This is a genomic window from Pseudonocardia sp. EC080619-01, assembly GCF_001420995.1.
Classification (GTDB): Bacteria; Actinomycetota; Actinomycetes; order Mycobacteriales; family Pseudonocardiaceae; genus Pseudonocardia.
Genome location: NZ_CP012184.1, coordinates 390854 through 403564, shown reverse-complemented (window position 1 = coordinate 403564; position 12711 = coordinate 390854). Strand labels below are relative to the sequence as shown.

Sequence of the window (12711 nt, the reverse complement as noted above, 5' to 3'; positions counted from 1 at the left end):
GCGGGCCGGACCCGGTGCGGCCGTCCGCCGCCTGGGCGGCGACGCCCTCAGTCGGACCGGCGACGGTGCCGGGCCCGGCGCTGCGCGGGGACCTGCGGGCCGGACCCGGTCCCGCCCGACCGGCGCGCCACCGGGATGAGGGCCGTCCGGTCGGCGCGCGGCGGCACGTCGTCGTCGTGACCGTCCGCCCCGTGGTCCTCCCGGTCGCCGGCCGCGTCGGCCGCGGGATCGGCCCGGGAGCCGATCCACCGGTCGGCCGGTGTCCGCGGGAGCGGTCCGTCACCCTCGCGGGGCCCGGGGGCCTGCGGTCGTCCGCCGAGCGGGCCGGACTGCCGGCCGCCGTCGCGACCCGGCTCCGCGGTGCGGCCGGAGCCGTTCCGCGGACCGTCCGCGCGTCCGATCCGGGTGCCACCGCTGATCGGGTCGCGCGGGGACGGCAGCCGGGCGGGGACCGGGCCCGCCTGCCCCGCCGCGGACGGATCCGCCGATCGGGGCGCCGGAGGGCCGGACGGTCGTGCGGGCGCATCGCCCGCCGGTGCGGGCCACGGGTCGCGCGGCCGGGCGCGGTCGTCGTCCGGTCCGTCGGTGCGCGTGCGCGGGTCCCCCGCCCGGGTGGAGTCCGATCCGGCGGCCCGGCCGCGACCGGGGCCCGGCGAACCGGGGCCCGACGGAGCCGACCGGCCCGGCGGACCCGTGACCGGGGACCGCCCGGCCCACGGGCTCGCGGCACCGTCCCGTGGGCCGCCGGGCCGGGCAGTCCCGCGCAGCTCGGCTCCCGGGGGCACCCCCGGGAGTGCGGACGGCGCACCGGGGAGCGAGGACGTGCCCGTCCCCGCCTCGCGGGCCGCCGCCTGCTCCAGCCTGGCGATCTCCCGGACGTCGGCGATGCGGGCCGCCAGCGCCGTCACGACCGCGCGCAGCGCGTCGGCCAGGTCCTCGGTGAGCCGGTCCTTCGGGCCGCCCCGGGCGAACAGCTGCAGGACCCCGCCGGTGCGGCCGGCGATCGGTACCGGGACGGCGAGCGACCGGACCAGCCCGCAGTCCGCTGCCGCGGCGGCGAGCTCGGGCGGCCCGGACCGGGTCAGGTCGGGGGTGAGCAGCACCCGGTCGCCGCGCTCGGCGGCCGGGCCCGGCCCGGCGTCGGCACGGCGCTGGAGCTCCCCGAGCCGGGTCGCGGCGGTGTCCGAGCCGAACACCCGCCGGCCCTTCGGGTCACGGGGGTCGGCCGGCTCACGGAGCAGCAGGGCGGCACCGCCGACACCTGCGGCGGGGACGAGCGCCACGCAGAGACCGGACAGCATCGCGGCCACGTCGACGTGGGCGACCGAGGTCGACCCGGCCTGCAGCGCCACCCGCACGAGGGCGGGCGCAGGATCGGGTGTCACGCGGCCGGCCGTTCCGGAGATCCACGGGGAGGCCGCCATCTCGTCCCTTCCGCGCCGCGTCGGACGGGTCCGCGGATTCGGATCCGGCCGGTCACGCAGCGTCGCTCTCGCGGAGCCCGAGGATAACGATCGAGCGGCGACTCGGTGACACCGGCTCGCGTCTCGCGCTCGGACGTGACGCAGGGTGATGACGATCAACGGTTGGTGATCGACGGGCGCGGCTCGCCCGGGCCGGTGTACCCGCGTAGGCTGACCGGCCGTACCGCGGGAGCCCGCGCACCGAGGCTGAGAGGGCGGCAGGACCGGCCGCCGACCGTTCGAACCTGATCCGGGTGACACCGGCGTAGGGAGGCCGCTCTCGTGCTCTCACGTGCCCGTCCGATCGTCCTGCTGCTCGCGCTCGTCCTCGCGCTGTCCGGCTGTGCCGGCGGCGACGGCGGGGGAGCGGACCGGGACCAGCCGATCCGCGTCGCGCTGGACTGGACGCCCAACACCAACCACATCGGCCTGTTCGCCGCCCAGCAGGCCGGGTACTTCCGCGACGCCGGACTGGACGTCGAGTTCCTGCCCTACAACCAGACGTCGCCGGACACGCTCGTCGGCAGCGGCGCCGCGGACTTCGGCATCAGCTTCCAGAGCTCCTTCACCTACTCCCGGGCCGCAGGGGCCGACATCACCTCGGTGATGGCGGTCCTGCAGCACTGGGCCACCGAGATCGCGGTCCGCGCCGACCGGGCCGACATCCGGTCGCCGCGCGACCTCGACGGCAAGGTCTACGCCGGGTTCGGCGAGCCCGGCGAGGTCGCGAAGATGCAGGCGGTGATCCGCAACGACGGCGGGCGCGGCGACATCCGCACCGAGGTGCTGAACACCGCGGCCTACGAGGCGCTCTACGCCGGGCAGGCCGACTTCACCGAGCCGTTCGTCAACGTCGAGGGCATCGAGGCGCAGCTGCGGGGCGAGCCGCTGAAGACGTTCCGGTACACCGACTGCGGCTTCCCGGACGCCTACAACGTGCTCCTCGTCGGCAACTCGACCTGGCTGCAGCAGAACCCGGACCGGGCGCGCGCCTTCGTGCAGGCCGCCCAGCGCGGCTACGCCCTCGCCGCGCAGGACCCGGCCGGTGCGGCCCGGATGCTGTCCGAGGCCAACCCGGGCGCCTTCACCGACGACCAGCTCGTCGACCGGGGCGCGACGATGCTCGCCGACGGCTACCTGCGCGACGAGCAGGGCCGCGTGGGCTTCCAGACGCCGGAGAAGTGGTCGGCGTTCTCCGGGTTCCTCTACGACACCGGGACGGTGGCCGGGCCCGACGGCGCCCCGGTCCGCGAGAAGCCCGACTTCTCCACCTGGTTCACCAACGACTACCTGACACCGTGATGCGCCGGCTCGCCCCCGCCGCGCTGCTGGTCGTGGCGCTGCTGGCCGTCTGGCAGGCGGCCGTCGCGGTCACCGGGGTCCGGCCGCAGGTGCTGCCCTCGCCGCTGCGCGTCGTCGAGCAGGGCTGGGCGTTCCGGTCGGTGCTGTGGGAGAACACGCTGCCGACGGTGCAGGTGACGGTCGTCGGGTTCACCGTGTCGCTGCTGGTCGCGTGGGCCATCGCGGTCGGCGTGGACTTCTCCCCGTGGCTGCGCCGGGCGCTGACCCCGCTGCTGGTGGCGTCCCAGACGCTCCCGGTCGTCGCGATCGCGCCGCTGCTGATCATCTGGTTCGGGTTCGGGCTGCTGCCGAAGGTGCTGGTCATCGCGCTGGTGACGTTCTTCCCGGTGACCGTCGGCCTGATCGAGGGGTTCGCCGCGACGGACCGGTCGGCCACGGCGCTGCTGCGGTCGATGGGGGCGAGCCGCTGGCAGCGGTTCCGCTACGTCCGGCTGCCCGGGGCGATGCCGTCGTTCTTCACGTCGTTGCGGATCGCGATCACCTACGCCGTCACCGGGGCGATCTTCGCCGAGTACGTCGGTGCCCGTGCCGGGCTGGGGATCTTCATGCAGCTGCAGAAGAACCAGTTCCGCACCGACCTGGTGCTCGCCGCCGTCGCGGTGACGGCGGTGCTCTCGGTCGCGCTGTTCGGGCTGACCCACGTCGTGCAGCGCCTGGTGACGCCCTGGTACCGGGGTGATCACCGATGAAGGTGGCGGTGCGGGACCTGTCGGTGTCCTACGGCGGCCTGGCCGTCCTCGACGACGTGTCGCTCGACGTCGCGCCGGGGGAGTTCGTCTCCATCGTCGGCCCCTCCGGGTGCGGGAAGTCCACGCTGTTCGCCGCGATGGCGGGGATCCTCGACGGCGCCACGGTGACCGGGGCGACCACGGTCGACGGCGATCCGGTGGACGGCGCCCCGTTCGGGCTGATGCCCCAGCAGGACCTGCTCTTCCCGTGGCGGACGGTCCTCGACAACACCACCCTCGGCCTCGAGGTCGCGGGCGTGTCGCGCCGCGAGGCCCGCGAGCGCGCGCGGGCGCTGTTCGCCCCGTTCGGGCTCGACGGGTTCGAGGGGGCGCGCCCGTCCGAGCTCTCCGGGGGGATGCGGCAGCGGGCCGCGCTGCTGCGGACCGTCGTCGGCGGGCGGGAGGTGCTGCTCCTCGACGAGCCCTTCGGCGCCCTCGACGCGCTCACCCGCACCGGGATGCAGGAGTGGCTGGAGTCGATGCGCGAGCGCTACGGCTGGACGACCCTGCTGATCACGCACGACGTCCGCGAGGCCGCCTTCCTCTCCGACCGGGTGATCGTGTTCTCCCCGCGGCCGGCGACGGTGGTGCGGGAGGTCGCCGTCGACCTCCCGCGGCCGCGGACCCGGGACGTCCTCACCGACCCGCGGCTCGCGGCGGTCGAGGCGGAGCTGCTGGACACCCTGCGCGCCTGAGCGTCACCCGTCCCGGCGCAGCACCAGGACGTGGTCGACGACGTCGGCGGTCTGCCCGCCGGGCCCGGTCGCCCGCCGCACCGGACGGTCGGCCCGCTCGACGACGACGGGTGCCGGCCCGATCCCGTCGAGCACCTCCTCCGGGGTGGGGAAGTGCGTGTCCGGGTCCTGGTTCCACGACCACGGCGCGGTCGAGCCGTGGTCGACGACGACCAGTCGTCCGCCGGGGCGCAGCGCGTCGACCGCCGTGCGCAGCACCCGGGCGCGGGGCAGGGCGAACGGTGTCTGGAAGTACTGGGCCGAGACCAGGTCGAACCGGCCGTCCGGGAAGGTGTCGGCCAGGTCGTGCCGCTCGGCGGTGATGCGGTCGCCGAGGCCGGCGGCGGCCGCGCGCTGTGCCAGCGCGGTGGTCGCCGCCCCGGCGATGTCGACCGCGGTGACCCGCCAGCCGCGGCGGGCGAGCCACAGCGCGTCGCCGCCGCCCCCGCAGCCGAGGTCCAGCGCGTCGCCGGGGGTGAGGGCCGCGGCGATCTCGTCGAGGCGCGCGTTCACCCGTGGCTCCACGGTGGTGTCGCGGCCGGCGTAGAGGGCCTCCCAGAAGGCAGCGGGGTCGTCGTGGTCGGGCATCGTGCTCATGGCGCTCCTCGTGTCGGTGTCGCCAGGGTCCCGGCACCCTGCGCCGGCCGGCAAGAAAACTTGCCGGAGCGGCAAGAGCGGCTGGGCCGGGGCGGCAACAAATGACGCCCGTCGTGATCCGATCGTGACCGTCCGGCACATACTTTCTCGATTCACCCGGCTGTCGATCACGACCTCCGGGCGAATATGTTGGCGCTCGCAACATTCACTCGGCCGTGCAGTGCGGCCGGTGATCCACAACGTCGTGGAGGGGATGTGCCGATGAAGGTGCGGGAGACGGGGCGTGGGTCCCGGTTGCGGCGGGCGGTGACGGCGGCGGGTCTCGGCCTGCTGCTCGTGGTGGCGGGCTGCGGTCAGAACAGCGCGGGCGGCGGCCAGGAGGACGCCGGCGGCGGCGACGCGGGGGCCGGCGGGACGAAGGTCGGGGTGATCCTCCCGGAGACCGACACGTCGGCCCGGTGGGAGGGCTTCGACAAGCCGATGCTGGACAAGGCCCTGCGCGCGCAGGGCCTCGACCCGGACATCCAGAACGCGCAGGGCGACGAGCAGAAGTTCTCGACGCTGGCCGACGGGATGATCTCCAGCGGGGTCAAGGTGCTGATCATCGCCTCGATCAGCGGCGACGGCGGCAACGCCGTCGCGCAGAAGGCGAAGGCACAGGGCATCCCGGTCATCGACTACGACCGGCTCAACCTGGGCGGCACCAGCGACTACTACGTGTCCTTCGACAACGAGAAGGTCGGCGAGCTCCAGGGGCAGGGCCTGGTCCAGGGGATCGGGGCGAAGCCGGGCGCGCAGATCATCCAGATCGAGGGCGCCCCGACCGACAACAACGCGACGCTCTACAAGAACGGGCAGCTGAAGGCCCTGCAGCCGAAGTACGACTCCGGCGAGTTCGTGCTGGCCGGTGACCAGGCGATCGACAAGTGGGACAACCAGGTCGCCGGGACCACCTTCGAGCAGCTGCTCACCGCCAACGGCGGCAAGGTCGACGGCGTCGCCGTCGCCAACGACGGCATGGCCGGATCGATCATCACGGTGCTCGCCAAGTACGGCCTCAACGGCACCGTCCCGGTCACCGGCCAGGACGCCACCGCCGACGGGCTCGCCGCCATCCTGCGCGGTGACCAGTACATGACGGTGTTCAAGCCGATCCAGGAGGAGGCCGACGCGGCGGCGAAGCTGGCCGGGGCGCTGGCGACGGGCGACACCGCGGGCGCCGACGCCGTCGCCACCCAGACGGTGAACGACCCGAAGGGCAACCGGGACGTGAAGTCCGTGCTGCTCACCCCGCAGCTGATCACCAAGGACAACGTCAAGACGGTCACCGACGCCGGCTACATCCAGCCGTCGGAGATCTGCACCGGTCCGGTCACGGCCGAGTGCGGCCGCCTCGGCATCCAGTAGCCACCACCACCCGGAGGTACGGCCATGGCCGAACCGATCCTGTCCCTGCGCGGGGTGACGAAGAGCTTCGGCGCGGTGCGGGTCCTGCACGACGTCGACCTCGCGGTCCGCGCCGGGGAGGTCACCGCCCTCGTCGGCGACAACGGCGCCGGCAAGTCCACGCTGGTCAAGTGCGTCGCCGGCATCCACCCGATCGACGGCGGCGAGATCGTCTTCGACGGCGATCCGGTGTCGCTGGACGCGCCGTCGGACGCGGCCCGGCTCGGCATCGAGGTCGTCTACCAGGACCTCGCGCTGGCCGACAACCTCGACATCGTCCAGAACATGTTCCTCGGCCGGGAGCGCGGCCGCTCCTGGATGCTCGACGAGGCGTCCATGGAGCAGGCGGCCCGGGACACGCTGGCATCGCTGTCGGTCCGCACGGTCACCTCGGTCCGGACACCGGTCGCGTCGCTGTCCGGCGGGCAGCGGCAGACCGTCGCCATCGCCAAGTCCGTGCTGTGGGACTCCCGGGTCGTGCTGCTCGACGAGCCGACCGCGGCGCTCGGCGTCGCCCAGACCCGGCAGGTGCTCGACCTGGTGCGGCGGCTGGCCGAGCAGGGCCTCGCCGTCGTCCTGATCAGCCACAACATGGCCGACGTCTTCGAGGTCTCGGACCGGATCGCCTGCCTCTACCTCGGCCGGATGGTCGCCGAGGTCCCGACGTCGGAGGTCGACCACTCCCAGGTCGTCCAGCTGATCACCGCCGGCCGGTCCGGCGAGCTGGGCCTGGCCCGGCCCGAGTCGGCGGCCGCGCAGTGACCCGCGGCGACGGCCCCACCCCCGACCCGGAAGGAGGAGACACGGTGACCCGGACGACCCGGACGACCAGGACCGACGAGCCGCCGAACGCCGCCCGGCGGGCGAACCCCGGCAACCGGGCCGCCGACTTCGGCATCGACACGACCGCGCACAGCACCGGCGAGGCGATCACCGGCTACCTGCGGGGACTGCGCTCCGGCGAGCTCGGCTCGCTGCCGGCCCTGCTGGGGCTCGCCGCGCTGTTCGTGCTGTTCACCGTGCTCGACACCGGCGGCACCTTCGGCAGCCTGCTGAACCTGGCGAACCTCCTGCAGCAGGGCGCCGGGCCGACCATCATCGCGATGGGCCTGGTGTTCGTCCTGCTCACCGGCGAGATCGACCTGGCGGCGGGCACCGCGTCCGGGCTGGCGGCGGCGCTGATGGCGCTGCCCCTGGTGAACGACGGCAACGTCCTCGGCGCGACCGGCACCGTCGTGTTCGTGCTGCTCGTGATCGTGATGGTGGTCGCGGCCGGGCTGGCCGCGCTGGTCCGGGTGTGGGCCGGGACGGCGATCAGCCTGCTGACCGCGGCGCTGCTGGTGATCGGCGTCCCGGCGACGGCGTGGACGGTGATGGGCCTCGCGCTCGGCGTCGGCGTCGTCATCGGCTGCCTGACCGGGTTCCTGGTGGCCCGGGTCGGGATGCCCTCGTTCGTCGTCACCCTGGCCCTGTTCATCACCTGGCAGGGCGTGATCCTGCAGCTGATCGGCGACGGCGGCACCCTGGCCCTGCGCGACCCGCTGATCAACGCGGTGGCGAACGGCAACCTGTCCGTCACGGGGTCCTGGGTACTGTTCGTCGTGGCCGCGGGCGGCTACGCGGTGGTCCAGCTGGTCCGGCAGCGGTCCCGGCTGCGGAGCGGCCTGGTGGCCCGGCCGACCGGGCTGGTGATGATCAAGATCGGGGCGGTGGTCGTGCTGGGCGGGCTCGCCACGTTCCTGCTCGTGCAGGACCGCTCACCGGGGACGGTCGCGATCGCCGGCGTGCCCTACGTGGTGCCGATCGTGCTGGTGCTGCTCGTGCTGGGCACCTGGGTGCTGGACCGGACCCGGTTCGGCCGGCACGTCTACGCCGTCGGCGGGAACCGGGAGGCCGCACGCCGGGCCGGCATCGACGTCGTCCGGATCCGGGCGTCGGTGTTCGTGATCTCGACGGCGTTCGCCGCGATCGGCGCCATCGTCTACTCCTCGAAGATCGGCTCGGTGAACCCGGCGGCGGGCGGCGGGAACACCCTGCTGTTCGCGGTCGGTGCCGCGGTGATCGGCGGGACGTCGCTCTTCGGCGGGCGCGGGCGGATCTCCAACGCCGTGATCGGCGGCACCGTGCTGGCGACCGTGCAGAACGGCCTGGGCCTGCTCAAGCAGCCCGCCGCCGTCGTGTTCGTCGTGACCGGGCTGGTGCTGCTGCTGGCCGCGGCCGTCGACGTGCTCTCCCGGCGGCGCTCGGCGGCCACCGGACGGTGACGGCGGCCATCCGGTGAGCACCCCGACGGGAACCCGGCCCGACGACGCGCGCCGGCACAACAGGACCGCCCTGCTGCGCCGGCTGCACGTCGACGGGCCCTGCACCCGCGCCACCCTCGCCGGCGAGCTCGGCCTCAACCGCAGCACGATCAAGTCGGTGGTGGACGGGCTCGCCGGGGCGGGGGTGGTCAGCGAGGCGGTCCCCGCCCGGCGGTCCGGGGCGGGACGGCCGTCGCTGCTGGTGCTGCCCGACCCGCAGGCGGCGGTCGTGCTCGCCGTCGACGTGCGGGTGGACCAGGTCGCGCTGGCGATGGTCGGGATCGGCGGGCAGATCCTGGGCCGGCACAGCTGGAACCTGCACCGCACCACCCGGCTGCCCGGCGAGGTGATCACCCACCTCGCCGAGTCCGCCGAGCTGCTGCGCGACGAGCTGGGGGTGCGCGAACGCGGTGCCGGGGTGTCGGTGCCCGGCGTGGTCCGGCGCGCGGACGGGTTCGTGCACGAGGCACCGAACCTGGGCTGGCGCGACGTCGGGCTGGGGAGCCGGCTGTCGTCGGTGCTGGGCACGCCCGTCCAGGTCGCGAACGACGCCGAGCTGGGCGCGCTGGCCGAGCACGTCCGTGGCGTCGGGCGGGACGTGGCCGACATGGTCTACCTGTCGGCCGACGTCGGCGTCGGTGGCGGCGTCGTGTCCGGCGGGCGTCCGTTGCGCGGCACCGGCGGCTACGTCGGCGAGCTCGGCCACCTGCTCGTCCGGCCCGACGGCCGGGAGTGCTTCTGCGGCTCCCGGGGCTGCTGGGAGACCGAGGTCGGCGAGCCCGCGCTGTGCCGGGCCCTCGGCCTGCCCGAGGACACCGCGCGCGGGGTGCTCGTCGCCGAGCTGCGCGCGCTCGCCGCCGTCCCCGGCCGCGCCGAGCACCTCCTCGGCGGCTACGCCGGCTGGATGGCGGCCGGCCTGGTGACGATCGTGAACATGCTGGCACCGGAGCTCGTCGTGCTCGGCGACCTGTTCGGGGCACTGCCCGCGCCGGTGGTCGACCGGGTGCGCGCGGAGGTCGAGCGGCGCAGCCTGGTCAGCCGCGCGGTCGGCGGGACCCGGATCGCGGTCTCGCCGCTCGGCCGCGACGGCGCCCTGGTCGGCGCGGCCGAGCTGGCGTTCGAGCCGGTGCTCGAGGTCGTCTGAGCCGGTCCGGTCGCCGGGATCAGGCCAGCCGGCCCGCCAGCTCGGGCAGCGCCCGGACGGTGAAGGTCGGTGGCGTGAGGTGGCCGGGCCATGGCTCGCCGGTGCGGTTCAGCCACGCCGTCGCCATCCCGGTCCGGGCGGCCCCGTGCAGGTCCCACGGGTGCACCGCGACCATCACCGCCTCGGACGCGTCGATCCCGCAGGTGCGCAGCGCGTAGGTGTAGGCGGCGGGGGCGGGCTTCCAGATCCCGGCGTCCTCGACCGACAGCACCCGGTCGAACTGCTCACGCAGCCCGTGGCCGCCGAGGAGCCGCTCGGCGACGGCCGCGGCGCCGTTCGACAGTGTGACCAGCCGCAGGCCCGCGGCCCGCAGTGCGGCGACGCCGTCGTGGACGTCGGGGTGCACCGGCAGTTCCAGGAACCCGTCCAGGACCTCCCCGGCCCGGACGTCGGCCCAGCGCACGCCGTGCCGGCGCAGCAGCCGGGCCGCGGTGTCGGTCCCGATCTCGGAGAAGGTCCGGAGCTCCCCGCCCGCGGCCAGCGCGATGCCCTCCCGCAGGGTGGAGGCGAACCAGTAGGGGCCGAGCCAGCCGGGCACGCCGAGATCGGAGAACTTCTTCCCGAGCGGCGTGAGGTCGGAGAGGGTCTCGTTGACGTCGAACACCACGGTCGTGAGCGCCATCCACCTACCCTGGCGGTTGTGAGTCCTCTCCGCACGGTGCTCGTCCTCGGCGGTACGACCGAGGGGCGGGCGGCGGCCGCCGACCTGTCCACGCGGGACGGCGTCCGGGTGGTGTCGTCGCTGGCCGGGGCGGTGCGCAGCCCCCGCCTGCCCGACGGCGAGGTGCGGGTCGGCGGGTTCGGCGGAGCCGGGGGACTCGCGCGTCACCTGCGCGTCGAGGGCGTCGACGCCGTCCTCGACGCGACCCACCCGTTCGCCGCCGGGATGACGGCGAACGCCGCGTCGGCCTGCGCGACCGCCGGGGTGCCGCTGGTGGTGCTGCGCAGGCCCGGCTGGACCCCCGGGCCGGGGGACCGCTGGCACCGGGTCGCGTCGGTCGCGGACGCGGCGGCGGCGCTGCCCGGCCTGCTGCCCGGCCCGGACGGCCGGGTGCTCCTCACGACGGGTCGCGGTGGGCTCGCGAGCTTCGCCCCGGTGGCGGCCCGGTTCTGGATCCGGGCCGTCGACCCGCCCGGCCCGCCGCTGCCCGCGGCGCACACGCTGCTGCTCGACCGCGGTCCGTTCGACCTCGACGCCGAGCGGGCCCTGTTCGACGACGTGTGCCCGCACGTGCTGGTCACGAAGGACTCCGGTGGCGCGGCGACGGCGCCGAAGCTGACCGCCGCCCGGGAACGCGGGGTCCCGGTCGTGGTCGTCGACCGGCCGGCGCTCCCCGCCGGGGTGACGTGCGTGCCGGACGTCGCGGCCGCCGTCGGGGCGGTCCTCGCGGCGCCGGTCACGGCTCGATGACCACGACCTCGCCGGGTTCCGGGCGTGCGGCCAGCGCGGCGGGGGCTTCGTCCAGGGTGATTCGGCGAGACGACGGGCGCGGCGGCCAGCAGCCCCACCTGTACGAGGGTGCCCTGCCGGCACAGCGCCCGGACGCCCGGCGCGAGCGACTCGTAGCCAGTCCCTGATGGGGGGATCCCGCTGTGGCCCGGAACCGATCAGCTGCGGTCTTCGAATGCGGTGCGACCCTCAAGTGGCGGCACCGCTGCCGAGCGGGAAGGCAAGGGGCCACGCCCCGGCACTCACGGCACATCCGTAGTCTCGGAATCCTGGATCCGTCCGGCGGTGCGGAGCGGAATGGCATCCGGTCGCCAAGACCGCTTGGTCAACTCCGGCGTTCTGAGCAGGTGGCGCGGTATACCGGTGCGATGCGGAAGCTATCTGTCGAATACACGCCGCAGGGTCGGCTGCGTGATCAAGAATTCCCTGAGACATTTCGGTACGGCGGGATCGAGTTGGTCAAGCGCCGCAACCGGCTAGCGCAGGCGTCCGGGCCGCAGAGCAGACTTGCCGAGAGCATCAACGCAATACGGGACGGAGATCAGGCGTCGGTGTGCGATTCACCTGCCCGAAGTGCACGCGGTGTCGGAGTTCATGGACTGCACCACGCTCGTGGACTCGGAGCCTGCGCCAAGGTCCACCTATGGGCGACTATACCTGCATCGAGCGGGAACGCCGTCGGGCTCGGCCGCCGGGTCGGTGCGGATAGGCGCTGCTGTGCGGCCAGGGCGGGGTGGCCAGCATCGCGCGCATCAATGCAGGCCGCCAACGGGGGGCGGCTTCGAGTGGGTCGAAGTCAGCGTAGCGCCGCGCACGATGGTCAGGTTTCCGGATGTGTCCGGTACGGCAGGACAACGGTCGTACCGCGGGCGTCCTGGTCTGTCTTGGAACGCTGGATCCGCACGGGCAGTCCGTCGGTCGGATGGACGATCTCATTCGGCGAGGGGGAGGGCTGCGAGCTCGGAGTGGCGCCCTGGCGAATCTGGCCAGCAGCATGAAGACGTCGCGTGCGGCGGTCAGGCCGTCCGGTCAGGTCCCGACCTCCATCCGTGACAGCAGGTGCAGAGGTCGGCGAGGAGCGGCGGGTGCATCCGGTGCCAGATGTGGGCGCGGGCCTGCTTGATCCCGGCCAGCTCCGCCCCGATCGTCGGATCCAATGTCGGGGACGGAGGGCCCCAGAGCGGTGAGGTGGGGCTGGGCCGTGTCCACCGCTGCCGGCAGCTCCTGCATGCTTCCGGATCTGGTCGAAACCTGCCGATGAAGTACTTGGGTCGACCCCGGATGTGTTGTTCGGAAGTAGGACGGGCGGATTTCGAGGTGACGACTCCTGGGTCGTCGGCGATATGTGGATCTTAGTTGCTCTGGATCGCCTCAGCTCGCGGAGTCATGGATCCGGCACCGTCTTGTTTTCGATCTGGGATCGA

General features: G+C 74.1%; 11 protein-coding genes and 1 riboswitch. Of the genes, 8 read left to right on the top strand and 3 right to left on the bottom strand.

What is annotated here, in order from left to right; translation table 11 throughout:
• Nucleotides 1-47: 47 nt before the first annotated feature.
• Entirely contained in the window at nucleotides 48-1385 is a 1338-nt protein-coding gene (locus AD017_RS01810; protein WP_145984090.1) for a hypothetical protein, read from the bottom strand.
• A gap of 254 nt (nucleotides 1386-1639) precedes the next feature.
• Nucleotides 1640-1752: riboswitch (TPP riboswitch) on the top strand.
• Between AD017_RS01810 and AD017_RS01805 the strand changes: the two genes are divergently transcribed.
• From AD017_RS01805 to AD017_RS01795, 3 genes are all read left to right on the top strand, one after another.
• Nucleotides 1746-2765, top strand: a complete 1020-nt coding sequence (locus AD017_RS01805; RefSeq protein ID WP_060572479.1) for an ABC transporter substrate-binding protein — start codon at nucleotides 1746-1748, stop codon at nucleotides 2763-2765. It overlaps the preceding riboswitch by 7 nt.
• Nucleotides 2765-3514, top strand: a complete 750-nt coding sequence (locus AD017_RS01800; RefSeq protein WP_082399462.1) for an ABC transporter permease — start codon at nucleotides 2765-2767, stop codon at nucleotides 3512-3514. Before AD017_RS01805 ends, AD017_RS01800 begins: the two co-directional genes overlap by 1 nt.
• Nucleotides 3511-4248 carry an ABC transporter ATP-binding protein gene (locus AD017_RS01795; RefSeq protein WP_010233159.1) on the top strand — a complete coding sequence of 246 codons (738 nt, stop codon included), beginning with the start codon at nucleotides 3511-3513 and terminating at the stop codon, nucleotides 4246-4248. The genes AD017_RS01800 and AD017_RS01795 overlap by 4 nt, the downstream gene beginning before the upstream one ends.
• Nucleotides 4249-4251: 3 nt before the next feature.
• On the opposite strand, the gene AD017_RS01790 is transcribed toward AD017_RS01795, so the two are convergent.
• Nucleotides 4252-4884: a bifunctional 2-polyprenyl-6-hydroxyphenol methylase/3-demethylubiquinol 3-O-methyltransferase UbiG gene (locus AD017_RS01790; RefSeq protein ID WP_060572477.1), complete on the bottom strand. Its 633-nt coding sequence runs from the start codon at nucleotides 4882-4884 to the stop codon at nucleotides 4252-4254.
• A 261-nt stretch (nucleotides 4885-5145) separates the two neighbouring features.
• Between AD017_RS01790 and AD017_RS01785 the strand changes: the two genes are divergently transcribed.
• Genes AD017_RS01785 through AD017_RS01770 form a run of 4 tightly spaced genes read left to right on the top strand, consistent with a single transcriptional unit; the run spans nucleotide 5146 to nucleotide 9777 of the window.
• The gene (locus AD017_RS01785) at nucleotides 5146-6291 is read left to right on the top strand and encodes a sugar ABC transporter substrate-binding protein (RefSeq protein ID WP_050802351.1); all 1146 of its coding nucleotides are present in this window, start codon (nucleotides 5146-5148) and stop codon (nucleotides 6289-6291) included.
• 24 nt (nucleotides 6292-6315) lie between these two features.
• Nucleotides 6316-7092, top strand: a complete 777-nt coding sequence (locus AD017_RS01780; protein WP_010229405.1) for an ATP-binding cassette domain-containing protein — start codon at nucleotides 6316-6318, stop codon at nucleotides 7090-7092.
• Nucleotides 7093-7136: 44 nt separating this feature from the next.
• Nucleotides 7137-8594 (top strand): sugar ABC transporter permease, encoded by a 1458-nt coding sequence (locus AD017_RS01775; RefSeq protein ID WP_369821657.1) that lies wholly within the window; start codon nucleotides 7137-7139, stop codon nucleotides 8592-8594.
• A 13-nt stretch (nucleotides 8595-8607) separates the two neighbouring features.
• Nucleotides 8608-9777: an ROK family protein gene (locus tag AD017_RS01770; RefSeq protein ID WP_010229399.1), complete on the top strand. Its 1170-nt coding sequence runs from the start codon at nucleotides 8608-8610 to the stop codon at nucleotides 9775-9777.
• A gap of 19 nt (nucleotides 9778-9796) precedes the next feature.
• Here the strand turns inward: AD017_RS01770 and AD017_RS01765 are convergent, their stop codons facing one another.
• On the bottom strand, nucleotides 9797-10459 hold the full coding sequence (locus tag AD017_RS01765; protein WP_060572476.1) for a haloacid dehalogenase type II: 663 nt from the start codon (nucleotides 10457-10459) through the stop codon (nucleotides 9797-9799).
• A gap of 18 nt (nucleotides 10460-10477) precedes the next feature.
• On the opposite strand from AD017_RS01765, the gene AD017_RS01760 reads away from it, so the two are divergent.
• The gene (locus AD017_RS01760) at nucleotides 10478-11248 is read left to right on the top strand and encodes a cobalt-precorrin-6A reductase (RefSeq protein WP_060572474.1); all 771 of its coding nucleotides are present in this window, start codon (nucleotides 10478-10480) and stop codon (nucleotides 11246-11248) included.
• The last annotated feature ends 1463 nt before the right edge of the window (nucleotides 11249-12711 follow it).

Bases quoted from the DNA above. Each gene is read 5' to 3' on its own strand.
- AD017_RS01800 (WP_082399462.1), top strand. From the start codon at position 2,765: ATGCGCCGGCTCGCCCCCGCCGCGCTGCTGGTCGTGGCGCTGCTGGCC.
- AD017_RS01795 (WP_010233159.1), top strand. From the start codon at position 3,511: ATGAAGGTGGCGGTGCGGGACCTGTCGGTGTCCTACGGCGGCCTGGCC.
- AD017_RS01790 (WP_060572477.1), bottom strand. From the start codon at position 4,884: ATGAGCACGATGCCCGACCACGACGACCCCGCTGCCTTCTGGGAGGCC.
- AD017_RS01785 (WP_050802351.1), top strand. From the start codon at position 5,146: ATGAAGGTGCGGGAGACGGGGCGTGGGTCCCGGTTGCGGCGGGCGGTG.
- AD017_RS01780 (WP_010229405.1), top strand. From the start codon at position 6,316: ATGGCCGAACCGATCCTGTCCCTGCGCGGGGTGACGAAGAGCTTCGGC.
- AD017_RS01765 (WP_060572476.1), bottom strand. From the start codon at position 10,459: ATGGCGCTCACGACCGTGGTGTTCGACGTCAACGAGACCCTCTCCGAC.